This is a genomic window from Bacillus sp. FSL W8-0640, assembly GCF_038007725.1.
GTDB lineage: Bacteria > Bacillota > Bacilli > Bacillales > Bacillaceae_G > Bacillus_A > Bacillus_A cereus.
In genome coordinates, this window is sequence record NZ_JBBOXT010000001.1 from 2,820,789 (window position 1) to 2,844,514 (window position 23,726).

A 23,726-nucleotide genomic window follows, 5' to 3' on the forward strand; every position below is an offset into this window, starting at 1 on the left:
ATATTCCTTTTTTTATATCTAGAACACTTTTTTCTACGTACTATTAATCGTTTCAACTGGAATAAACAAAATATATGGTACATATGTTTAAGCTGTGGTCAATTGTTGAAAGGGATGAAGAGTATGACTCAGCTGAACTTTGAAGAAAATTTATTAACTAAAGTAGCTTGGTACTATTATAAAGACCAATTAACACAACAGGAGATCGCGTCACTTCTTCATATTTCAAGAAATAAAGTCGTCCGGTTATTAGATAAAGCGCGGAGTGAAGGTATCGTTACATTTCACGTAAAAGGGACTGGTTTGCACTGTTTAAGTATTGAGCGTGACCTAATGAAAAAATTCCACTTAAAAGATGCTTTTATTATCCCTACCCCAGTAAACAATTATCACGCTTCTCTCGGAAAAGCTGCTGCACAATATTTAGAAACTCATCTCCAGCAAGGCGATTTACTCGGTATTGGCTGGGGAGAAACAATTAGCAAAATGCTAGAAAACATTCATTTTGAAAGTTCTATCAACCTTTCAATCGTAACGCTAACAGGCGGGGTAAATCACTATCTCCCGAGAAAACAAAACTATTTACACTACATGCAAGGCGAACTTCACATTATCCCTACGCCGTTTCTAGCGTCTACAACCGAAATGGCACAAAGTATTCTATCAGAACCGAGTGTAAAAGATATGCTTCAAGTCGCTTCACTTGCTCATACGGCTGTTGTCGGTATTGGGGGATTATCTCAAGACGCTACGATTGTAAAAGAAGAAAAATTAACACTACGTGAGATGACATATATTCGTAGTCAAAACGGTGCTGGCGATATTTTAGGACAATTTTATAATACAAATGGCGATTTATTAGAGCTCTCGCATCACAATCGTCTAATTGGCACGCCCCTCTCTATTTTGCGCAATATGAAGCATGTCGTCGGTGTTGCTGGAGGTACTGAAAAGATAGATGCAATTTATGGTGCCTTAAAAGGAAAGTTTATTCATTCATTAATTACCGATGAGGAAACTGCCCTCTCCTTATTACGAAAGGATGGTGATTGTTAATGTCCCATTTATTAGCTTTTGATGCTGGTACAGGGAGCATTCGAGCAGTTCTTTTTGATTTACATGGTAATCAAATTGCAGTAAGTCAAAAAGAATGGATTCACAAATCTGACCTTCGTTATCCAGGCTCTATGAACTTTGATGTAGTAGAAAATTGGAAGCTAGTACAAGAATGTACGAAAGAGGTGCTTCAAAAAAGCAACACTCCTGCCTCTTCTATTCTTGCTATTAGCGCTACAAGTATGCGAGAAGGATTTGTTTTATATGATCAAGATGGGCAAGAAATATGGGCGTGTGCAAATGTTGATGGGCGCGCATCCGTCGAAGTTAGTGAATTAAAAGAAATTCGGTCACATCTTGAAAAAGATTTATATACAAAGTCTGGTCAAACTTTTTCATTAGGTGCTTTACCACGCCTACTCTGGATAAAAAAACATGAACCCGACGTCTATAATAATATTTACTCTTTTACAATGTTAAACGATTGGATTTTATATAAACTAAGCGGCGTACTACAAATTGATCCCTCAAACGGATGCACGTCAGGTATTTTTGACTTACAAAATAGAGTGTGGGATAACGATGTCGCTAAGGAGTGCGGTCTATCTTTGCCATTTTCACCAACAGTAAATGAAGCTGGTACAGTAATTGGCAACGTTACAAAAGAGTGTGCAGCATTAACTGGATTACGTGAAGGGATTCCTGTCGTCGCCGGGGGTGGAGATGCTCAAATGGCATCGCTCGGAACAGGAATCGTGAAACCAAATCAAACGTTAATATGCGGGGGTAGCTTTTGGCAACAAGAAGTGAATGTTACTGAGCCAATAACAGATCCACATGCTGCGATTCGAGTAAATTGTCACGTCGTTCCGAACCTATGGCAATATGAAACAATCGCCTTTTTCCCAGGTCTCGTTATGCGCTGGTTTCGAGACGCTTTTTGCCAAGAAGAAAAGAAACTTGCTGATAAACTCGGTGTAGATGCTTATGAATTACTAGAAGAACAAGCGAAAGACGTACCTGTCGGTTCACATGGCATTATCCCTACTTTTTCAAACGTTATGAACTACATTTCTTGGCGTCATGCCGCACCTTCTTTTTTAAATTTAAGTTTAGACGCTGACAAATGCGGAAAAAAAGAACTGTTTCGTGCTATTGAAGAAAATGCAGCCTTCATTACACTTGGAAACTTAAAATTAATAAAAAATCTAACTGGCACATTCCCTTCTGAAGTTATTTTTGCTGGCGGTGCCGCTAAAGGAAAACTATGGCCACAAATTCTATCAGACGTACTCGGTATTCCTGTAAAAGTACCTGTTGTGAAAGAAGCAGCTGCTTTAGGAACTGCGATTGCTGCTGGAGTTGGTGCTGGCATATATTCATCTATGGAAGAAACTGCCGAAGAGTTTGTACAGTGGGAGCAAACATTCGAACCAGTTACTGAAAATCACGAACTATATAAAGAGTTCTATGAAACATGGAAAACTGTATATGACAGTCAGCTCGCTTTAGCTGATAAAGGGCTCACCTCACATATGTGGATTGCGCCTGGTGCACTGTAACACATTACATAAAGGAGTGAACTGTATGTTAAAAGCGAATGAAAATGACTTCTCCTATCGCTTCGGTGATAACGGGCCGAAATATTTAATACAAGGTCCAAATATTGATCTTGGCCTTGTTGTCATTCAACCGGGCCAGGAGTTTCAAAACCATTATCATACGACGTGCGAAGAGGTCTTTTATGCATTAGAAGGTGAAATAGATTTCTATGTGAATAATGAAAGAGTTCCAATTAAACAAGGTGATGTCCTGCAAGTTCGTCCTCATGAATCTCACTATCTTATTAACCATTCTGACAAACCTTTTAAAGCTGTTTTTATTAAGTCACCACATTTACCAAATAAAGATACTGTACAAACGGAAAATCCAACATTAACGAAGGAGTGATTTGGAATGACTTGGGGATTTAAAAATCGATTAAATACAATTTTACCTGATGGCAGAGCGGTAATGTTAGCAATAGATCACGGTTATTTCTTAGGACCAATTCACGGACTAGAACAACCACTTGAAACAGTTAAAAACTTACTTCCTTACACGGATTCTCTCTTTTTAACGCGTGGTGTACTTAGCTCCTGTATTCCTGAAAACTGCAGCACACCGATGGTTATGCGTGTATCTGGCGGTGCTACTGTCGTCGGTAAAGATTTAGCGAATGAAACAATTGTTACACCTGTAAAAGAAGCAGTGAAGCAAAACGCAATTGGCGTTGGCGTTTCTGTTTTTGTCGGATCAGACTATGAAACACAAACTGTTACAAATCTCGCAAATGTAGTCTCTGAAGCTCACGATTACGGCCTACCTGTACTCGGCATTACCGCAGTCGCAAAAGAATTACAAAAACGTGAAGCTCGCTTTCTAGCACTTGCTTCCCGCGTATGTGTTGAAATGGGTGCTGATATTATTAAAACGTATTACTGTGAAGGATTCGAAAAAATAACGAGCACATGCCCTGCCCCAGTCGTCATCGCGGGTGGCCCAAAACTAGATTCAATTGAAGACGCATTAAACATTACGTACAATGCGCTGCAAGAAGGCGCAATTGGAGTAGATATGGGCCGAAACATATGGCAATCCGAGCACCCAGCTGCGATGATTCAAGCGATACATGGCATTGTGAAAAATGGATTGAATGTGAAAGAGGCACTTGAACTTTATGATGATGTGAAGAATTAATGTGAAAAGACAGACTATTTATTAGTCTGTCTTTTTTACTTTACAGTGAAACTTTCTTAATCCGTCTTCTAATATGATACATACTTAAATTCTATACACCTTCAAATGATTACTCTAGATGATTACTATTAAGCTTTGAAACTTTCTTACCTTCTCTATAATCAAGACAAGACACTTCAATTAATAAGCCATTAAATACTGTAAAATAAAAACCATAACTACTACCTCGCATCAAATAAGGTTCCTTGTCTATTTCAATGCCGCCGGCTACTAAACGATTATACGCTTGATCCACTTCACTTGATGTATCCACTAAAAAACCAATATGAAAAGCTTCCGGATACGTAACTTCCTTATTCCCTTTAAATGCTTTTGGATCACTTAGTACAAGTATAAAACCACTCTCATCACTCATGACTACAAGTGCTTTCCCTTTTTGCTCCAAAAATTGAAAATCAAAAAATGTTTCAAAGAAATGTCTCGCTTCCGATAAATCATCAACACATAAATTTAAATGATTCAGCTTCATGTACTCATCTCCTTTTAAACTGAGGGTATATGGATTCATTTTTTTCATAACACTTAAATATGTAAGGGAAAATATTCAAGCGTTCCGTCTAAGACTATGCTTTATAAGTCTAATATTTTTTTCTATAGCCTAGAACGTTTTTTAAATGAATGAAAGATTTCCTATCATTCCCATCCCCCCAGTAATAAAAAAGAGGATACATGTTTGCTTCTACAACATGTATCCTCTGCTTGTATATTACAACTGTTGATAAGCCGATTTCGATGATTTCACATAATAAACCGCATGATCCACATTAATAATATGATCTGGTTTTGGTTTACCACGGCCCGCTCTATGTCCAGCTAAGTGTTCTTCACTTGTTTCCCAGTTTTTCCATGCTTCTTCCGATTCCCAGCGAATCATTACGACAACTTCTTCGTCGCCGCGTCTTACTTTTTTCACGAGAACACTTAAATCGATGAAGCCTTCAAATTTTTCAATAATACCTTCTCCAGTGAAACGTTCTACAACTATATTTGATGTACCTTCTTTTACTGTAAATGTTTTCGTTTCGATAAACATTTATTCCACTCCCTCTTTGTTATACGAATACTAGTATTCTTCTATTATAATTGATTATGATAATTATTTTCAATTGTAAAGTTTTAATTTTTTGAATTATGCTGATTTCTTTTCTATCGCCTCATCTAAAAATTTGAAATATGGAAGTAACATCCCTATTAAAGATGTAACACATATAACTGCACCGATAATTACATATAGCGCTCTTACTCCCCACATTTCACTCAATATTCCCCCTACTAACACACCTAATGGCATAGCGGATCGTATGAAAAATAAACGCACTGAAAATACTTGTCCTATCATATTATTTGGGACGATTTGTTGGCATATTGTTGTGTTATGAACATTGAAAAATGCAATACAAATCCCTGCTATTACTTCAATTAGTATTGCAATGATAATACTATGATTGAACCCTAGCGAAATGTATGTGAGTCCCCCTATAAACAATCCCCCAAGCATAAGTATACGCCGGCTTTTATATGTTACTTTTCCGACTAATACTGAGCCAATTACGTAGCCAAGTGGAAAACCTGCCATAAAATAGCCGTACTCTGCATATCCCGCTAACAGCTCGTCTTTTATATAAGGAAGATTTGTGACCATCGTTACCCCTACTCCAAACTGCACGAAAGTAAGAAATATACCGAGCCAAACGATGATTGGTTTTGTAAAAAAATATGTAAAACCTTGAAGAAATTGTTCTAGCCACGTTTTTCGTATATCTGTTGTAGTTCTCTTTTCTTTTATATAAAGTAAGAAAGCACCACTAACAAATAGACAAATACATACGAAAGATAATGTAAGTTCTGTTCCAATGAAATGAATGACTACTCCGCCTAATACTGGCGCAAGAAACATCATGAGACGAGTCATTCCATCAATATACGCATTTGCGTCTTGAAGTTGTCCTTGACTTACAATGCTCGGTGTAATTGCTTGACTTGCAGGTGTATAAAGAGGTGTAATAAGTCCCACTACAATTTGAACAACATAAATGTGCCAAACTTCTATACTACCTGTAACTAGCATCACCAAAGGTAATAAGAATACGGACGCCCGTATCCATTGTGAAAAAATCATAATCCACTTCCGGCTCCATTTATCAATAAATGGGCCACTTATTAATTGCAGTATGAGTGATGGGATGAAATATAATAGCCACATACTACTTAAAGCCATTTCCGATCCTGTTAACTCATATACTAGAATTGAATTACATAACGTTCCGAAAGCCCCTCCTAATTCAGAGATTGCACTACCAATCCACATAAAAAAGAACGAACGATTTTTCAATATATTTTTCAATTTCACACACCAACTTTTCTTTTATATTCCTCCCTTTATGTACATTCTCGTTGTTAATTATCTATTCAAAAACATATCTAATTCTTTCGCTAAAGACTGTACTGCTTTCTTTCTTAATACATATTTTCCGTCATGTATATCAACTAACTTCGCTGCACGTAACAATTTCAAATGATGGTGTACAGTCGATTTACCAAGCTGTAATCTTTCCGTTATTTCCTGTAATGTACGTTCTTTTTCAAATAACATTTTTACAATTCGCAATCTCGCCTCATCCCCAAGAGCCTTATGTTTTTGAACTAAAAAATAATTCGGTTCATACGGATCTTCAGGATGAATGCTTTCATTCGCAACTGGATAATGAAATACTTTCGTATCATCAATATCCGCTTCAATATTCCACGGTCTGTACGTCATTTGCGGAATAAGAAGTACGTGATGAACACTTGGCTCTGGCATATAGTTCACTCCGCCAGTCGCCCACTCGACAAACTCTTCCGGCTTCATCTTTTTATTCATTTCATTTTTCGCTTCATAATCTCGTTTTAATATAGAAAGTATTTGTTCTTCCTCTCTTTTAATAACACTCTCATACCAACCTGTCATAACAGCGATTAAATGCGATTTCAGCACTTGTACATCTACATTACATATAAAGCTAATATAAGTAGAAAAAAACTGATGATTATCTGTTAGTTCCTTTAGTTCGTGTATTGCACATACAACTCCCGTTGCAGCTAAACGTCTTTTCTCTTCATACTTCTCTCCTAAAAACGGTAAACATATAAATTTCAAATCTTCTTCTGAAAATGAATCAATTTTAAAATTAAACTGCGATAAATCTTGAAAATCCTCTTCATACAATAACTGGAGTAATGCTTTCCACGTATTATGTTCTTCTACAAACTGTAAGTGTTCTCTCATTTCTTCTGTTAATGCTTTCTTAATTTCTTCCCATTCACTTTGAGTTTTTTCAAGAGTATCAATTAACCTTTTATGAGTAATCGCTGCAATGCCAAGTGCACATTCGAAAAGTATCGAATATTTCACCTGAACGTTGTATGTTTCCCTTTTTCTGCTCGTTATGTGATAGACCTCCATTTTTATCCCCTCCTTGTTTGCTATATAACACATTCTATTTTTATCGAATTTTACCTTCTATATTTTTAGAACCGTTTTGCAACTTAAAAAAAACTTTAATCAATGAGCAAACAGAAAAAGGTTTATACTCTTTTCATTCTGACTCAATGAAAGCCTTGATTATTAAATATCATATTAAAAATGAGATTTTTTAATGGCTCAATTATACGTTGTATTTCACTCTCTTGTTCAACTATAGAGAAGGTTTATTAAAGAGAAAAGCGAACGCTTCAAGTACATGATGCCTTACAATCTTCATTAACCGCCCTTCAAGAAGCAGAACTAGATCAACTAAGTCCTTCTCTACCAGTTTGGCAACAATATATGAATATCCTTTTGCATGATGCTTATCATACAGGACAAATTATACAGCTTCGGAAACTTCAAGGTTCATGGCCAACTCACCGTTCTTATTTATAAAGTGAAATTTTAATCAGCTCTTACCAATCGGGATTTTGCGGGCAGCCCATCCCCACTTCACTTCTTTGCTTTCCCTCAATTTTGAGGTAAAAGTCTTACTGCCCGTTAATCCGGGATAAACGATGTTTAAAATCGCATACGTTTAATATCCAACAAAACAATTGAAAACAACTAATTGTTCGATAATTACTGCGATTGCTCAAAATAAAGCAAATTAAAATACATTGATTCCTAACATAACTTACATGCTTCATAACTTCTAATCATAATCCAAATTTGGAAGAATAGATGCTTTTTTATATACAAATAATAAGCCTCAAGGAGTTGTTGACATGCATTTCATATTGAATATGTTAGGGATTTTCGTTGTCATATTAATCGTTTTCTTATGTTCGCCTAATAAAAAACATATAAAATGGAGACCAATTGTAATTCTCATCCTATTGGAGCTTTTTATTACATGGTTTATGTTAGGCACAAAGCTCGGCAGTATTATCATTAATAAAATTGCGTCATTTTTCAGTTGGCTACTAGCGTGTGCGAATGAAGGTATTCGATTTGCATTTCCTTCAGCTATGGAAAGTCAGCACATTGACTTCTTCTTTAGTGCGTTACTTCCTATCATTTTTGTTATTACTTTTTTCGATATTCTTTCTTATTTCGGAATCTTAACTTGGATTATTGATAAAGTAGGTGCAGTTATTTCAAAGATTTCTCGTTTACCAAAGTTAGAAAGTTTCTTTTCGATTCAAATGATGTTTTTAGGAAACACCGAAGCACTTGCGGTTGTTCGTGATCAATTATCTGTGTTAAAAGAAAATCGATTATTAACTTTTGGAATTATGAGTATGAGTAGCGTTAGCGGATCCATTCTTGGTGCTTATTTATCAATGGTTCCAGCAACATATATTTTCAGCGCAATCCCATTAAACTGTATTAACGCATTAATTTTAGCCAATGTATTAAATCCTGTGGAAGTTTCGAAAGAAGAAGACGTTGTTTACACACCTTCAAAACATGAAAAAAAGGATTTCTTTTCTACTATTTCAAACAGTATGTTAGTTGGGATGAATATGGTTATCGTTATTTTAGCTATGGTAATTGGTTATGTAGCTTTAACAGCATGTTTAAATGGGATTTTAGGATTTTTTGTAACGGGGTTAACAATTCAAAAAATCTTCTCCATTATCTTTAGTCCTTTTGCATTTTTACTCGGTTTATCAGGCAGTGATGCTATGTATGTAGCTGAATTAATGGGGATCAAAATAACGACGAATGAATTTGTTGCAATGATGGATTTAAAATCAAACTTAAAGTCGCTACAACCGCATACGGTTGCGGTTGCAACGACATTTCTAGCTTCTTTTGCTAACTTTAGTACAGTAGGTATGATTTACGGAACTTACAATTCATTATTTGGCGGAGAAAAATCATCAGTCATCGGTAAAAATGTTTGGAAGCTTCTTGTTAGCGGGATGGCTGTTTCTTTATTAAGTGCTATGCTCGTTGGGCTATTTGTATGGTAAATAATTTTTATAATAAAAGACACCCAAGCCAATTGAGTGTCTTTTATTATTATTTTCGAATTTGCCCATTTCCACGAATCACATATTTTGTAGAAGTTAATGCTGGAAGCCCCATTGGTCCTCTTACGTGTAACTTTTGTGTACTGATACCAATTTCCGCTCCGAATCCAAATTCGGATCCATCTGTAAAACGAGTCGATGCATTATGATAAAGTGCCGCGGCATCTACAGAAGTAAAAAACTTGCTGACGTTTTCCTCGTTTTCAGTAATAATCGCTTCAGAATGCATAGATCCATACGTATTTATATGATGAATCGCTTCTTCAACAGTGGAAACCACTTTCACTGCTAGTGTGAGAGATAAAAACTCAGTTTCCCAGTCTTCTTCTGTCGCAAGTAAGATAGAAGGATCAATCGCCACTGCTTTATTATCACCACGTAGCTCCACTCCTCTTTCCTTCAAGGAAGAAAACAACTCGCTACCATATTGCTCTGCCCAATTCTCATGAAGTACAATCGTCTCAATTGCATTACATACAGATGGACGCTGCGTTTTTGCGTTTATAATAATATTAAACGCCATTTGTTTATCTGCTGTTTCATCAATGAATATATGACAATTTCCCGCACCTGTTTCAAGTACTGGAACAGACGCTTCTCTCACTACTGTATCAATTAATTGTTTACCGCCTCTTGGTATAAGAACATCCAAGTACTCGTTCAATGTAAACAACTGTTTTGCACTATCTCTCGTTGTATCTTCTATGAGCTGTACACTTTCTGAAGGCAAGCTAGTTTGCTTAAGCGCCCGGTGAATAACGCTAACGATAGCTTTGTTAGAATGTATAGCAGAAGAACTACCACGTAGTATTACTGCGTTTCCTGTTTTTAAACAAATTGTAGCAGCATCAACAGTTACATTCGGTCTTGCCTCATAAATCATTCCGACAACACCAAGTGGTACGCGCATCTCCTGAATAGATAGTCCATTTGGTCGTTCCCATGCACTTACACATTCTCCAATAGGATCACGTAATTCAATTAACTGCTTAATACCCTCTGTCATATCAACAATTCGTTGTTCATTCAGCAAAAGGCGATCAAGGAGTGAATGAGAAAATCCTTTCTCCTTACCTTCTTCAATATCCCGTTTGTTTTCTTCTAAAATATAAGCTGTTTCTACTATCAGCTGATTAGCAATTGCAGCAAGTGCTTCATTTTTTTGATCTGTAGTTTTAAGCACAAGTTCTCTAGCAACCTCTTTTGCTTTTATCCCCTTTGCCAACACTTCATTCATTTTTATTTCCTCCTTTTTAAAGTGAAACCCAATGATCCCTATGGATGACTTCATAACTATGTCTCTCGCCTCTTACTTGAATATCTTGGCTTTGCATACCTTTTACATCTCTTAGTTCCTCTGCACTATATGTGCATTGTCCTTTTCCTATTACGCGCCCTTGTTGCGTTACAACCTCTACAACTTCACCCACTTGGAAAAATCCTGATACATTCGTAACACCAGCTGGAAGTAAACTCTTCCCATGCTGAATGATGGCAGTAGCTGCCCCAGCATCTACTTCAATTTGTCCGCTAACAAGCGAATGCAAGGCAATCCATTGCTTGTTCATCTTCATTTCTTTTTGAGGAGCATTACCAACATACGTTCCATCACCCTTACCCTTCAAAACATCTACAAACTTTTCCTGTCCACGTCCTGTTCCGATAAATACACTCACACCAAGAGAGAGTGCTGTCTTTGCAGCATCGATTTTTGATTTCATACCGCCAGTCCCAAGTTTTGAGCCTGCATCTCCTGCAAGAGAAGAAATTTCTTCCGTAACTTCAGGAAGAAAATAATATTTTTTTGCATCCGCATTTTTCTGAGGATTTTTGTCATATAACCCGTTCACATCCGTAAAGATCATAAGCATATCCGCCGAAACAAGCCCGCTTACTAAAGCTGACAGCATATCATTATCACCGAACGTTAGCTCCTCTAAAGAGATGGAATCATTTTCATTAATAATTGGAAGAGCGGAACGGTTTAATAATTCTCCTAACGTAGCGTAAGCATTACTATATTGTTCTTTTCTAGAAAAATCACTTCTCGTCAGCAAAAGTTGTGCAGTAACGATGCCATATTTACGGAATTCCTCCGTGTACGCCTGCATTAACAAACTTTGTCCGACAGCTGCTGCAGCCTGTTTCCCTTTAATCGTTACAGGTCTGCTAGGATATCCTAGCGCTGAAAAACCTGCAGCGACGGCTCCAGATGTAATTAACACAACCTCGTGCCCATCTTCTTTCAACCGAGCCAATGCGGCAACGTGATCTGAAAGCTGTTCTGTAGAGATGCCTCCATGACTATCTGCCAAGGAACTACTCCCAATCTTTACAACAATTCGTTGTTTTTTCACTTTTTTATCCCCCAAGTCTAAAATCAAAGTTTTTTTATAAATTACACTTCATTCACTTTGTAACTATATCTATTCTCATCAATGCTGCACTGAAGTATTTAAGAGCAAAATAAAAATGACCGCTTCGCCCTTAATAAAATAAAAAGGACGAAACGGTCATTGTTCCGCGGTACCACCTTAATTGATATACATAGATATCCACTTGGTGCCTATAACGCGGGCGAACGCCTAAACTTTCATTTAAGACTCAGGGATAGGTTCGATATATTCTATACGAGGAATCTTTCAGCCGGTGAATTCCACTCTCTTTCGCAAGAAGACATATGTACTAATTCCCTTCAACGATTTTCAATCTAATTTTTTTATATTATGCGATATAGTTCGATTCGGTGTCAAGAGGTATTTTTAAAAATAAATAGAGCCACAAGTTATTTGTATGAAATTATCGCCCTACTGAATGAAAATACAAAATGATATAAGTTTAACTCATATTCATAAACATAAAACCTTACATTATAGTGTATATATTTACATAATGTCGAATATAATTAATTTTTGTCTTTTAGTGTTGCAAAAAGGAATATATTCTCTTAGAATGTTTCTTTATATTGCACAGGGATGTTATTCTTATTCTAAGAAAATAATATCAAACCGATATAATTGATTATAAAAGGAGCAAGATTGAGTTATTATGGATAAACAAATTGGATTCATCGGTTGCGGAAATATGGGAATGGCTATGATTGGCGGAATGATAAACAAAAATATAGTGTCTTCAAATCAAATTATTTGTTCAGATTTAAATACTGCTAATTTAAAAAATGCTAGTGAAAAATATGGGCTAACTACAACTACCGACAACAATAAAGTAGCTAAAAATGCTGATATTTTAATTTTATCAATCAAACCAGACCTATATTCATCAATAATTAATGAAATAAAAGAAGTAATCAAAAACGATGCTATCATCGTTACGATCGCTGCTGGAAAAAGTATTGAAAGTACTGAAAATGCCTTTAATAAAAAAGTAAAGGTTGTAAGAGTAATGCCTAATACTCCTGCTCTTGTTGGAGAAGGAATGTCTGCATTATGCCCTAATGAAATGGTTACAGAAAAAGATTTAGAAGATGTACTAAACATTTTCAATAGTTTTGGTCAAACAGAGATCGTAAGTGAAAAATTAATGGATGTTGTCACATCCGTAAGTGGTTCTTCACCAGCTTATGTATATATGATTATAGAAGCGATGGCAGATGCTGCTGTACTAGATGGTATGCCAAGAAATCAAGCATATAAATTCGCTGCTCAAGCTGTGTTAGGCTCTGCAAAAATGGTACTAGAAACAGGAATACATCCAGGTGAATTGAAAGATATGGTTTGTTCTCCTGGCGGAACGACAATAGAAGCTGTAGCGACATTAGAGGAAAAAGGATTACGAACAGCGATTATTTCAGCTATGCAGCGTTGTACGCAAAAGTCTGTTGAACTATCTGGTCAAACTAAAAAATAAAACTATAAAAGAGATTACGTTAGCTATGAATTCACATACTTTTAATTAAAAATTCACTACATGATAAACGGCCAAAATCATATAAAATTGAGCTTGGCCGTTCTACTTTTTAATTATATTAAAATAATTTGATTTGACTCTTCTTTAAAGGTTCTGTTTTATCCCTTACCTATTCCCTACTATGATTGTGTAATTTTATTAGAAACTAATAATTTTTCAATGCATTTCGGTAACATATCTAATAGTGTTTCAAATGCGTAGTTTACATCTAGACGTTCTGTCCATTGATGTGCATCTTTTCCTACCGGTCCCATATTTAATACTGGAACATCAAACTCTTCTAATTCCTGAAGCGGAATTGAATAGCCTTTATCCCATAATGGCATATTGTCTACAAGCGAACTCATTGAATCCAGTGGATACTGCAAGCCTACATAGCTTAAATCTGAAATCCCCCCAAAATAATTTTGGTTTTCAAATGTAATTTTATGATTGTAATGTGCATACTTTTCCATTTCTACAACTACCTCTTTTATTAAAGGATTGTTGCGTGAACTCACAGCTGGATAGTACGGCGGAGCGAAGAAAAGTACAATCATCGGTGCCTTTTCTTTACATAAAATCGCTAATTTATCTACTAAATCAATCGTTACCGCACGATCATCTTTATCTCCTCTATTTTTTATAATATTAGATTGAATATGATCTATTTTTTCTCGTCCATGTTGCTCAATTGCATATGTGATAAGCTCTTCATAAGTTAATACATTTACTTTGAGATTAGGTGGTATAAATGGATTATATTTAGAAAAACGATATGCATGTTTTTCATACGACTCTTCTATTTTCTCTGCTACTTTCGTTACTTTTTGACGTAACAATGAAACTACATCTGCCATTGATTTTTCTAATAAAAACAAATTAAATAATGTGACTGCACGATGCGGAATTTGTACAGAATAATCCTCTTTTAAGTCCCTTTGAAGTAAGTTAGTTGGTGGAGGACTCGCTTCCCCTTCTACAATATCACAAAGGTCTGTGTTTAACTCTAGTTCTGCTGTTATTAATGAAGCCATATAACTCCCATTTAACCCTGCAAAAGGTTCACCTACATGTGTCTCTTTTCCGTAGCAAAGAAAACCAGGTAACACTTTACCAATAGAGCCAGTGTAAATATACTTATTTTGGTCACCAGGATGTCTTGAAAACATAGGCTCTGAGTTTAAGACCGTTTTATAATCTAAATTATGCTCTCTTGCTAAATCTAATAGTCTCGGAACAGCGGCCCTCATCCCTACAGAATTCACTTCTTCATCTGGTACAGCCAATAAAAGAACATTCCCATCGAATCTTCCTTCACATGCTTGTTCAATCATTGCCATTTGTAATGCGAGGCCGCATTTCATGTCCATTGTTCCTCTACCAAACAGCCAATCTCCATGTTCTATATCTTCACGTACATGGTCTGGAAGTTCATCTTTATGAGAATAAAACATAGATGTTAACTTTTTAGGATTAAATGCATCTTCTTTCCACACTCCGTAATCTTGTACATCTACAACATCAAAGTGACTTACTAGAATTACAGTATTTTTTGTACTATCGCTTTTCTTTACTAGTGCTGTAACAAAATATCGTCCGTCCCCCGTCGGATTTTTTTGCACATGGTGCGGGTTTTCTTTGAAGTACTGTAAATCAGATAATTGCTCCACAACAAAGTCTGGCAATATCACTTCAGCCTCTGTACCTGTAATACTAGGAATTTCAACAAGACTGCTTAATAATTGAATCAATTGTTCTTTTGATTGCCACTTTGACATATAAATCCCCCTATTTTTCCGCATTATGAAAACGAATTCCAATATATGAATAAAAAATGACGACAGCTATCAAAATTATAGTTCTGATGTACTGCCGATTTTTATTGATATTTCATGAGCTGCTTGTTTTACCTTGCTAATAAGAAAAGATAGTCGATCATCATTAATACGATGACTAATTAACCCAACACTTAATGCTCCTACTACTTTATGATTAAATCCGATAATAGGTGCAGCTACTGAAGCTGTCCCTTCTGTTTTTTCACCATAACTGACAGCATATCCTTCATTTTTTATTTGCTTTATTTGATTAAGAAGAATTTGCTTTTGTTCTGGTAATGAAGGAAGTAAATACTCTACAATATGTTCCATTTCATTCGTTTTCATATTGGCAAGCATCGTTTTATTTGCAGCACCAATTGAAAGTGGAATTTGTTCTCCTAGATTATCGATAACCCGAATTTTTAAAGGACTATCAATTCTTTCAATGATAATAGAATGCGTTCCGTTTGGAATATTCAAATAGACACTTTCTTCCACTTCAGCAGCCAAACGTTTCATCACTTCTCTTGCAACAGATCTGTAGTCTACCTTCTCCAATTGACGTAACCCTATTTCCATCCACATTGGTCCAATTTTGTACTGTTTTGTCTCTGTAATTTGTGTAACTAACCCATGCTCCATTAGAGAGTTAAGTAATCTATGTACTGTACTAACCGGGAGATGTGTTCCATCAGCTATATCAGAAATAGCCCAATACTCTTTTTCATTTGTAGAATTCAATAATTTAATAATACTTATCGCTCGATCAATGGACTGTACCATAACTCGCCTCAACTTTACTCGTAATATGTTAGTATGCTTAATTAACTATCAATTTAGCAAACATTCGAAATGAAATCAATCTATTTATTTAATTTTCTAACAATAAAAATATATCACTAACAACGAATTGAAAACGCAAACAAAAAAATATTGACTTTTCTTTTTAATTATCTGAAAATTATAACAAGATTTCACATCACGGAATACATTCCATAATACGGAAAAACATCAAACTTTATTCTATCAACTACGAAAGTGAGGAAAACAATGGCGCAAGTAAACAATACAAACAATGAATTAAAACGTACGATGAAAAGTAGACACTTATTTATGATTGCACTCGGTGGTGTGATTGGAACGGGGTTATTTAACGGATCTGGCTTTATTATAAGTCAAGCTGGACCTGGTGGATCCGTACTTGCCTTTATGGCCGGTGGATTATTAATGTATTTCGTTATGCTATGTCTTGGTGAACTCGCTGTAGCCATGCCTGTTTCGGGTTCTTTCCAGGAATATGCCACTAAATTCATCAATCCTGCAACTGGCTTTACAATCGGATGGTTGTATTGGTTAAGCTGGGCGAATACGACCGGTCTTGAATTTACAACTGCCGGTATTACAATGCAGCGCTGGTTTCCTGATATTCCTGTTTGGGTTTGGTGTTTAATATTTGGCGTTACAATCTTTACTATTAACGCATTATCTGCTCGTAGTTATGCAGAAACAGAATTTTGGTTTTCAAGTATAAAAGTATCTGCCATTATAGCTTTTATAATTCTTGGTGGCGCCGCTATGTTCGGCTTTATTGATTTAAAAGGCGACGAACCAGCTCCACTTCTTTCAAATTTCGTAAATCATGGTGGTTTATTTCCGAATGGACTTGCAGCTATTCTATTAACAATGGTTACAGTCAATTATTCCTTCCAAGGTACAGAGCTTGTCGGAATCGCAGCAGGTGAAAGTGAAGATCCAGCAAAAACTTTACCTCGTTCTATTAGAAATATTATATGGCGCACAATGTTTTTCTTCGTCTTAGCAATCTTTGTTCTTGTTGCTTTAATTCCTTGGGAAGAAGCAGGACTCACAAAGAGCCCATTCGTTGCTGTTTTTGATAATATCGGTATTCCATATGCAGCTGATATTATGAACTTTGTTATTCTTACTGCTGTTCTTTCTGTTGCAAACTCAGGACTATACGCTGCTACTCGCATGCTTTGGTCTTTATCAAAAAACGAAATGGCTCCAGCATTTTTAAAGAAATTATCATCACGTGGGATTCCTCTCAACGCTTTAATCATGACAATAGCTATTTCTGCTTTTTCTCTTTTAACAAGCGTCGTAGCTGCTGAAACGGTTTACTTATGGTTAATTTCCATTTCTGGAGTCATTACCATTATTGTTTGGATGTCAATTTGTGTTTCTCAATTCTTTTTCCGCAAACACTATTTAGCTGAAGGTGGAAAATTAGACGACTTGAAGTTCAGAACTCCACTCTATCCCCTTGTACCAATTCTTGGTTTTGGATTGTATGGCATTATATTAGTAAGTCTTATCTTTATCCCAGATCAAAGACTAGGCATTTATTGTACTGTACCATTTATCATCTTTTGCTATACTTACTATCACTTTAAAGTTAAGAAAAGAATTGCAACTAACACTCAAAGTGAAACTAAAATTAGCGAAACTTCGTAATATTGTACGATACAAAAAAGACAACACGTGGCGTTTCACTTCATGTGTTGTCTTTTTTTATTATTTAAATATGAGTTCACCTGAATTTAATGGATTTTTCTCTTCTCCTACAAAAGTAGTAAAATTTTCATTTGAACTTGCTACCTCAGTTGGATTTATCGTATTTCAATTTCGATATAATAATAAATAGGTATATCAGATATAGCTGTACATTATTAGAACTACATTCATTACTCAACTGGTAGTTATCAAGAAAGAAAGGAATGATCATAATGATACAGAACATATACGAAACTCATTTACATGTAAGAAATTTAGAAAAAGCGATAAATTTCTATCAAAACAAGCTAGGATTAACCTTAGCAAGAAAACTCTCCAAAAGAAGAGTGGCTTTCTTTTGGGTCGGAGAAAATAAAAAACAAATGCTTGGACTATGGGAAGTAAATAATATCGAAGACTTTGAGCTGAGACATTTTGCTTTTGGTGTAAATTTAGAGTTTTTAATGACTTCTAAAGCGTGGTTAGAGGAGCGTGGAATAGAAGTGATAGGAAGTCAAGGAAAAGGAAATCAAGAGCCAATTGTCCAAAGGTGGATGCCCGCTGCAAGTGTATACTTTCTAGATTGTGATAGAAATAAATTAGAATTCATTTCTATGTTACATGACAATCCAGATGAATTAGAATATGCATCCTATTTAAGTGTATGGAATGCGGAACACCAAGAAAAATGAATGAAATTTCCGTTCAAGTCTTTTCTAATTTTTTAGATATACTGTTGTACGATCCCCCTTTTGCTATTAATTTTCGTCGGATTTATGAACAGTTATCGTAATGGAAAATTCATGATAACTCCACTTGTTAACATAATGCATTTATTGTTATCTTGTATTTGTACTTACGTACTAGCAATTCCTAATCTGCTTCCATTACAATTTGAAACATTTAATTTTTCTTCTTATCTGGCATCTAATCTTTAAACAAAAACTCCCCTTAAATCGAAAATGATTAAGGGGAATTTTATATACGATGCAATTATAGTTCAGATTTCACCCGAACAGAAACATTATTTTTAATTATATTTTTGACATCTTTAAAGCTAACAAAATTGTTACTTTTCTCATCCCAAAGACGGAAACGGAGTGAACGCAAGCTTGTAGCAAGCGTAATTGTTGGTACATTTTTTAAAGGAAGGGTATTGTTGTGTGCCTCTTCTAGTTTATAGTTAGGTACTCTTGGACTTAAATGGTGAACATGATGAAATCCAATATTACCCGTTAGAAATTGCAAAATTTTTGGAAGTTTATAAAAAGAACTTCCCTCCACTGCCGCTTTCACATATTCCCATTCTTTATCTTCTTCAAAATAAGAATCCTCGAATGTGTGCTGTACGTAAAACAGCCAAATCCCTATTGAACCTGCTATTAAAAATATAGAACCATGTACTAAAAGAAACGATTGCCATCCAATTGCCCAGCAAAGCATTCCTACAATAGCAACGATTAAAATATTCGTTAAATAAGTGTTCATACGTTCTTTTTTTCTAGCACCTTTTCGGTTAAATCTATTTTTAAGCAAGAAAACATAAATCGGGCCTAACCCAAACATAACGAATGGATTGCGATATAAACGATATGCTAAACGGAGTCTAAATGGTGCTGCTACATATTCATCTACTGTAAGCGTCCAAATATCCCCTGTACCCCTCTTATCCAAATTACCACTCGTAGCGTGGTGAATAGAATGCTCATGCCCCCACTGATCAAATGGGAATAATGTTAAAACCCCCATACACGTTCCAACTATTCTATTTGCACGTCGACTCTTAAAGAATGAATAATGGGTACAATCATGAAAAATAATGAAAATCCTTGTCATAAATCCAGCGGCTAACAGTGCTGGAACTAATGTTAACCAATAAGAAACTGACAAACTTTTATAAGCAAGGTACCATAAAATAATAAATGGCACGATTGTGTTGATCAGTTGCCAAACACTTTTTTTAATCGTTGATTTTTCAAAAGGAGCAACTTGTTTTTTTAAATTTTTAGTATTTTCTAAGGTCATTGTTCTAATTCCTTTCCTTTTTGTTGCTAATTCATATTATAGCACACTATTAGTATCAGGTGTTAAAAGTAGCTATAATAAATATTTTATACTATGAAAATCTCTTTTTTCTTACTCATTACTTACAAATTTCTTACGTCCAAAATAGCTTCTATAATTGGACAGACGGAGCATTTTATGTATCAAAGAAACTTCATATTTTTCCAATAAGTACATAAAAAACAGCGAGTTTTTTCACAAGAAGAAAAAAGCTGCAATCAGTCAGTTTCACCGACTTATCGCAGCTTCTCTTCTTTTTACCTTATTTTATCGATGAAGCCAAACTGCACCTGCAGACTTGTCTTCAGCTTGGCCTACCACTTCAAACTTCAGTCCTAGCTTCGGTAACTTACGTCCTGCATCAGGAATAACGCTGTTGATGTATTGCTTAGAATCATCAAATTTTGCCACTCCTGGTAATCCTTTATAATCAAAGATACCGCGTGTTGGTGAATTTACTTTCCATGCTGGTGTTTGATCAAATGAGAATGCCGCATCGGCAATTTGATAACGCGTACTGCTCTTCACAGTAGGTTGTCCGTTTAATGTCCCTACAATTGCCTCTGGATGAGAATCTACTACTCCTAAGAACCCTTCACCTGGATGAACGCCTACCCAGTTATCTGTAAAGCTTTGATCCGCATACCATACAACCATTCCTGTATTAAATACTGGGCCACGTGCATATTGTAACGCAGTGTCAGAACCAGCGTAATTTCTCCACTCTACATAGTAATTATGTTTTTTCTGTTCAAATCCGTTAGACACAGTAAAGCCTTTTAACGTCATTGCAGGCTGACCTTCTGCATCATCAGAGAAAACAACTTTTCCATCTACAGTTAAGGCTGCATTATCTAACGCAAATCCTTTATAAGCTACTGCAATATCTGTTAAGTACTCAAATTGCAGTTTTACTTTTTTTCCTTTGAATTGGCTTAAATCGTATGATTTATCAACCCACTTACCATCAGTTGTATCCGCGCCGCCTTTTATATCTTTTTCGCCCATTCTATCAATGCGTGTCTTCGTTCCATCTTCTGCAATCGCATATACGTCAAGGAAATCATACTTCGCTTCAAGTTCGTAAAATGCCTTATAATCGAACTTAGCATCCTTTGCATTTGTTAAGTCAAATACTGGTGTCTCAAGTGTTGTATGAATGTCATTTCCTTTTGTACTGTAATAGAACTTCTTACCAAACGCTGATTCGATATTTTTTATATCTTTGTCCGGCAAGTTAACACGAACAATTCCAGGTCGTTTAGATTTTGTAGTACTTTGATCTACATATGTTGCAACACCGATTCCTTTGCTAAGTTTGTCATAATCTACTTCAAGAATATTCGCCCAGTTCCCCTTCATATTCTTTTGGAAAAACTCTTTATTTTGTGGCGAGAAACTCGTTGGCTCTGTTCCTGCAATTTTTCCAGCCCAGCTACCACCACTCATAATAGACCATGACTCAACAGGTTCACCTTGTCCTGAGTACTTTGTATCATATTCATCTGGTAAGCCTAAATCATGGCCATACTCATGTGCAAACACACCAACTGCTCCGTCTTCAGGCTCGATTGTATAATCATATGCAGCCATCTTTCCGCCCCAGTTCGAAACAGAAGATTTCGTGCCATCAATTGCATATGGTTTTGAACCTAGTTTTGAACGATGTGACCAAATCGCATCATCTTTCAATTTACCGCCGCCAGCTTCTTGACCAACGCCAGCATGTACAACCATTAAATGATCAATAATGCCATCTGGCTCATTTTTATTTCCATCACCATCTTGATCGTATTGATCAAATTGGTCATAGTCTGCTAAATTGATTCCTTTTGCTACCGCTGCTTTTAATGCTTCTTTCACAAAATCTTTTGGTCCTAAAGGCCCCTTGTTATCATGCCCAGTACCCGCATCAGCACCATAATCTGATGCTTTTCCTGGAACAGTAAGCCATTCTGTTACAGTCCCATCAACTGTATAGCTACCACCAGATTGTTCTTCATAATATTGCTTAAATGTGTTAATTTTCGATCCATCAAATAAAGTAAATGGTTCATCACCAAATAACATTTTTTGATAATGTTCACGATTAAAGTCCTTAGAATACATGTATCCTGGCTCTTGATCAATATTGTTATGCTTAAAATCGCTAAATTCTACAAGTAAAACAAGTACTTTATCTTTTCGAACAGCTCCATTGTATTCTTCTTGCTTCGCTGATGTAGTAGGTACTTTTCCATTTAATTTCCCAGGGTTCAATGCTGCACCTTGTCCAGCTACTGGGCCTACTTCAGGCTGCTGCGCCTGTTCATTTTCCCTCATTTTTGCATCTTTTACTTTTTTCATAAAGTCAGAGGCTTCTTGCGTAAGACTATCTCCTGTTAAGATTTCTTTCCCAGGGTTTTCCCCTTTCTTTTTCTCAACATATTTTTCGACAGCCTTTGAAGTCTCAGCTTGTGATGCAGATTGATCAATTACCCCCCGTTGTTTTAGCGCTTCAGCCAAACGCTCCTCCGGTATTAAGTGCTCATCTATTGGTAGAGATGATGTTGGTGTCTCAGCATACGCTGCGTGACCTCCAAAAGCAAACGTACTACTTAGTACTGCTGCTGTTGTTAATACCGCTAATGGTTTTAATTTCTTTTTCTTTTTCTTTTTCTTTTTCAATGTATTTCCTCCCCAGTGTCTGCAAATTATCGTTTTTTGCCGATAACAACATAATATTCGTTATAATACGAATATTCAATCTTTTTCAACAAATAAAATGTTGAGAAATATTTTTTATGCAGGGTGAAATACATAAGATATAAAAACAAACAGACTCTTCTATAAATAACAGTGAACTTTTATATGTTCTTAGTTACAATCAAAATCCAGTAAATCTGGGATTCATACTTTTTTAATAAAAATAAGAATTAAATATTTTCTATACTATTTAATCTATGGATTACCATATTACTCACTATTCTCATTATTACAAGCTAATAGTGGTTCGTACATCATTATAGCGTGATTCTCTGTTACATATTGATCTTCTATTAACTGTTTCTGTTGATTATATACTTTACGTTGAATCACATTATGTCGTATATAACCGCCCCAGTATGCAGGTTGAATTGAGTGTTCTTTCTCATACACTTCATATTGATAAAGTTGCGGATAGACTGTTCTCCATTCACCAACTAAATGTTCATCTGTCATATAAAGGTGAAGTTGATACAGTTGGTCCGTTTCATTTTTAATTTGTAAATCCAAATAGTTATAGGAACAAGTCGTCCCACTCCCAAACGGTTGAGTGCGCCTAGAGTCAGGAAAGACATCAAAGCTATGACGATATCGTTCTGTTACTGTCAGTGGTGTATGTAAAGTCATCCAATATATTAAATTCGAAAGCTGACAAAGACCTCCTCCAATACCTGTTTGAAAAGATCCGTAATGTAATACCATACCTTCTACATACCCTTTTTTCCTCGTTGGCTTACCTATTAAACGCCAGTAAGAAAATGTTTCTCCCGGTCTAATGACGATACCATTTAGTTTTTTAACAGCAATTTTCAAATTAACAACCTTATTCTGTTGATACCACATATCTACATTTTTGAGCTTACGAAGTAATATCGTTCGGTGCTGAATTGCTGTACAAGGTAGCTTTTCTTGTTGGAACCTTTTTGCATATGTTTTTCCGTCTGCCAACCACTGAATGTACCTCTTTGTAGAGTAATACCACTTCCCTAGCATAATGCGATACTTAGACCGCTGTTTAGGACGTAAGTGCACTATATTCATTTTATTCCCTCTCTCTTTCTTCAAGTAAATTCTAATATATTTCTAATTCAATAAACTACAGTTTTCTTAGCTGCATAATAATTTCCGCAAAAAAACAATAAATTTACTCTAGTGGAGATTTTATTTTGATGATTGCTTTATAATTATATAAAACTGAGCTTCAATACAATAAATTGAAATAAACATATTATAAATATAACGGATAACCTTAAATAAAAAACAATGAACATTAAAGAAATTCTAAAGTATTAATATATTTTTCGTAAATATTAATTGATAACTCATTAG

General features: G+C 35.7%; 19 protein-coding genes, 1 pseudogene and 1 other annotated feature. Of the genes and pseudogenes, 9 read left to right on the forward strand and 11 right to left on the reverse strand.

Features of this window, described 5'->3' with window-relative positions; translation table 11 throughout:
• Positions 1–123 precede the first annotated feature (123 nt).
• The 4 genes from N2V80_RS14670 to lsrF are packed head-to-tail and all read left to right on the forward strand — an operon-like array spanning position 124 to position 3,795.
• Complete coding sequence (locus tag N2V80_RS14670) at positions 124–1,056, forward strand: sugar-binding transcriptional regulator (protein ID WP_000192709.1); 933 nt, start codon at positions 124–126, stop codon at positions 1,054–1,056.
• Positions 1,056–2,618, forward strand: a complete 1,563-nt coding sequence (lsrK, locus tag N2V80_RS14675) for an autoinducer-2 kinase (RefSeq protein ID WP_000018815.1) — start codon at positions 1,056–1,058, stop codon at positions 2,616–2,618. Before N2V80_RS14670 ends, lsrK begins: the two co-directional genes overlap by 1 nt.
• Before the next feature lie 25 nt (positions 2,619–2,643).
• Positions 2,644–3,006 (forward strand): cupin domain-containing protein, encoded by a 363-nt coding sequence (locus N2V80_RS14680; protein ID WP_000909986.1) that lies wholly within the window; start codon positions 2,644–2,646, stop codon positions 3,004–3,006.
• Positions 3,007–3,012: 6 nt separating this feature from the next.
• Positions 3,013–3,795 carry a 3-hydroxy-5-phosphonooxypentane-2,4-dione thiolase gene (lsrF, locus tag N2V80_RS14685; protein ID WP_000219782.1) on the forward strand — a complete coding sequence of 261 codons (783 nt, stop codon included), beginning with the start codon at positions 3,013–3,015 and terminating at the stop codon, positions 3,793–3,795.
• Positions 3,796–3,904: 109 nt separating this feature from the next.
• Here lsrF and N2V80_RS14690 read toward each other — a convergent pair whose 3' ends face one another.
• From N2V80_RS14690 to N2V80_RS14705, 4 genes are all read right to left on the reverse strand, one after another.
• Positions 3,905–4,324, reverse strand: coding sequence for a VOC family protein (locus tag N2V80_RS14690; RefSeq protein WP_000773085.1), 420 nt, complete (start codon positions 4,322–4,324; stop codon positions 3,905–3,907).
• 237 nt (positions 4,325–4,561) lie between these two features.
• Positions 4,562–4,888 carry a heme-degrading monooxygenase HmoA gene (hmoA, locus tag N2V80_RS14695; protein WP_000469497.1) on the reverse strand — a complete coding sequence of 109 codons (327 nt, stop codon included), beginning with the start codon at positions 4,886–4,888 and terminating at the stop codon, positions 4,562–4,564.
• 96 nt (positions 4,889–4,984) lie between these two features.
• Entirely contained in the window at positions 4,985–6,205 is a 1,221-nt protein-coding gene (locus N2V80_RS14700; RefSeq protein ID WP_080450943.1) for an MFS transporter, read from the reverse strand.
• A 51-nt stretch (positions 6,206–6,256) separates the two neighbouring features.
• Positions 6,257–7,300 carry an ArsR/SmtB family transcription factor gene (locus tag N2V80_RS14705; RefSeq protein WP_000454579.1) on the reverse strand — a complete coding sequence of 348 codons (1,044 nt, stop codon included), beginning with the start codon at positions 7,298–7,300 and terminating at the stop codon, positions 6,257–6,259.
• A 258-nt stretch (positions 7,301–7,558) separates the two neighbouring features.
• On the opposite strand from N2V80_RS14705, the pseudogene N2V80_RS14710 reads away from it, so the two are divergent.
• Together N2V80_RS14710 and N2V80_RS14715 are read left to right on the forward strand one after the other, a co-directional pair.
• Positions 7,559–7,759 (forward strand): annotated as a pseudogene (locus N2V80_RS14710) (DinB family protein); the annotation flags it as partial.
• A 332-nt stretch (positions 7,760–8,091) separates the two neighbouring features.
• Complete coding sequence (locus tag N2V80_RS14715; protein WP_000545484.1) at positions 8,092–9,285, forward strand: NupC/NupG family nucleoside CNT transporter; 1,194 nt, start codon at positions 8,092–8,094, stop codon at positions 9,283–9,285.
• A 49-nt stretch (positions 9,286–9,334) separates the two neighbouring features.
• Here N2V80_RS14715 and N2V80_RS14720 read toward each other — a convergent pair whose 3' ends face one another.
• Both N2V80_RS14720 and proB read right to left on the reverse strand, forming a co-directional pair.
• Positions 9,335–10,582 carry a glutamate-5-semialdehyde dehydrogenase gene (locus N2V80_RS14720; protein WP_001006620.1) on the reverse strand — a complete coding sequence of 416 codons (1,248 nt, stop codon included), beginning with the start codon at positions 10,580–10,582 and terminating at the stop codon, positions 9,335–9,337.
• Between the two features lie 16 nt (positions 10,583–10,598).
• Positions 10,599–11,702, reverse strand: coding sequence for a glutamate 5-kinase (gene proB / locus N2V80_RS14725; RefSeq protein ID WP_000744736.1), 1,104 nt, complete (start codon positions 11,700–11,702; stop codon positions 10,599–10,601).
• A 140-nt stretch (positions 11,703–11,842) separates the two neighbouring features.
• Positions 11,843–12,053, reverse strand: a binding site (T-box leader).
• A gap of 340 nt (positions 12,054–12,393) precedes the next feature.
• On the opposite strand from proB, the gene proC reads away from it, so the two are divergent.
• Positions 12,394–13,212: a pyrroline-5-carboxylate reductase gene (gene proC / locus N2V80_RS14730; protein WP_000360729.1), complete on the forward strand. Its 819-nt coding sequence runs from the start codon at positions 12,394–12,396 to the stop codon at positions 13,210–13,212.
• A 179-nt stretch (positions 13,213–13,391) separates the two neighbouring features.
• Here proC and N2V80_RS14735 read toward each other — a convergent pair whose 3' ends face one another.
• On the reverse strand, positions 13,392–15,056 hold the full coding sequence (locus N2V80_RS14735; RefSeq protein WP_139847915.1) for a M20/M25/M40 family metallo-hydrolase: 1,665 nt from the start codon (positions 15,054–15,056) through the stop codon (positions 13,392–13,394).
• Positions 15,057–15,107: 51 nt separating this feature from the next.
• Positions 15,108–15,857 (reverse strand): IclR family transcriptional regulator, encoded by a 750-nt coding sequence (locus N2V80_RS14740; RefSeq protein ID WP_061655471.1) that lies wholly within the window; start codon positions 15,855–15,857, stop codon positions 15,108–15,110.
• Positions 15,858–16,124: 267 nt separating this feature from the next.
• Between N2V80_RS14740 and N2V80_RS14745 the strand changes: the two genes are divergently transcribed.
• Both N2V80_RS14745 and N2V80_RS14750 read left to right on the forward strand, forming a co-directional pair.
• Positions 16,125–17,549: an amino acid permease gene (locus N2V80_RS14745; RefSeq protein WP_000079967.1), complete on the forward strand. Its 1,425-nt coding sequence runs from the start codon at positions 16,125–16,127 to the stop codon at positions 17,547–17,549.
• A 272-nt stretch (positions 17,550–17,821) separates the two neighbouring features.
• Positions 17,822–18,280 carry a VOC family protein gene (locus N2V80_RS14750; RefSeq protein ID WP_000615639.1) on the forward strand — a complete coding sequence of 153 codons (459 nt, stop codon included), beginning with the start codon at positions 17,822–17,824 and terminating at the stop codon, positions 18,278–18,280.
• 301 nt (positions 18,281–18,581) lie between these two features.
• Here the strand turns inward: N2V80_RS14750 and N2V80_RS14755 are convergent, their stop codons facing one another.
• The 3 genes from N2V80_RS14755 to N2V80_RS14765 all read right to left on the reverse strand — a co-directional run bounded on the left by N2V80_RS14755 (position 18,582) and on the right by N2V80_RS14765 (position 23,438).
• Positions 18,582–19,613 (reverse strand): fatty acid desaturase, encoded by a 1,032-nt coding sequence (locus N2V80_RS14755; RefSeq protein WP_000171499.1) that lies wholly within the window; start codon positions 19,611–19,613, stop codon positions 18,582–18,584.
• A 306-nt stretch (positions 19,614–19,919) separates the two neighbouring features.
• Positions 19,920–22,319, reverse strand: a complete 2,400-nt coding sequence (locus N2V80_RS14760) for an immune inhibitor A domain-containing protein (RefSeq protein WP_061655472.1) — start codon at positions 22,317–22,319, stop codon at positions 19,920–19,922.
• Between the two features lie 288 nt (positions 22,320–22,607).
• Entirely contained in the window at positions 22,608–23,438 is an 831-nt protein-coding gene (locus N2V80_RS14765; protein WP_061655473.1) for a VanW family protein, read from the reverse strand.
• Between the last annotated feature and the right edge of the window lie 288 nt (positions 23,439–23,726).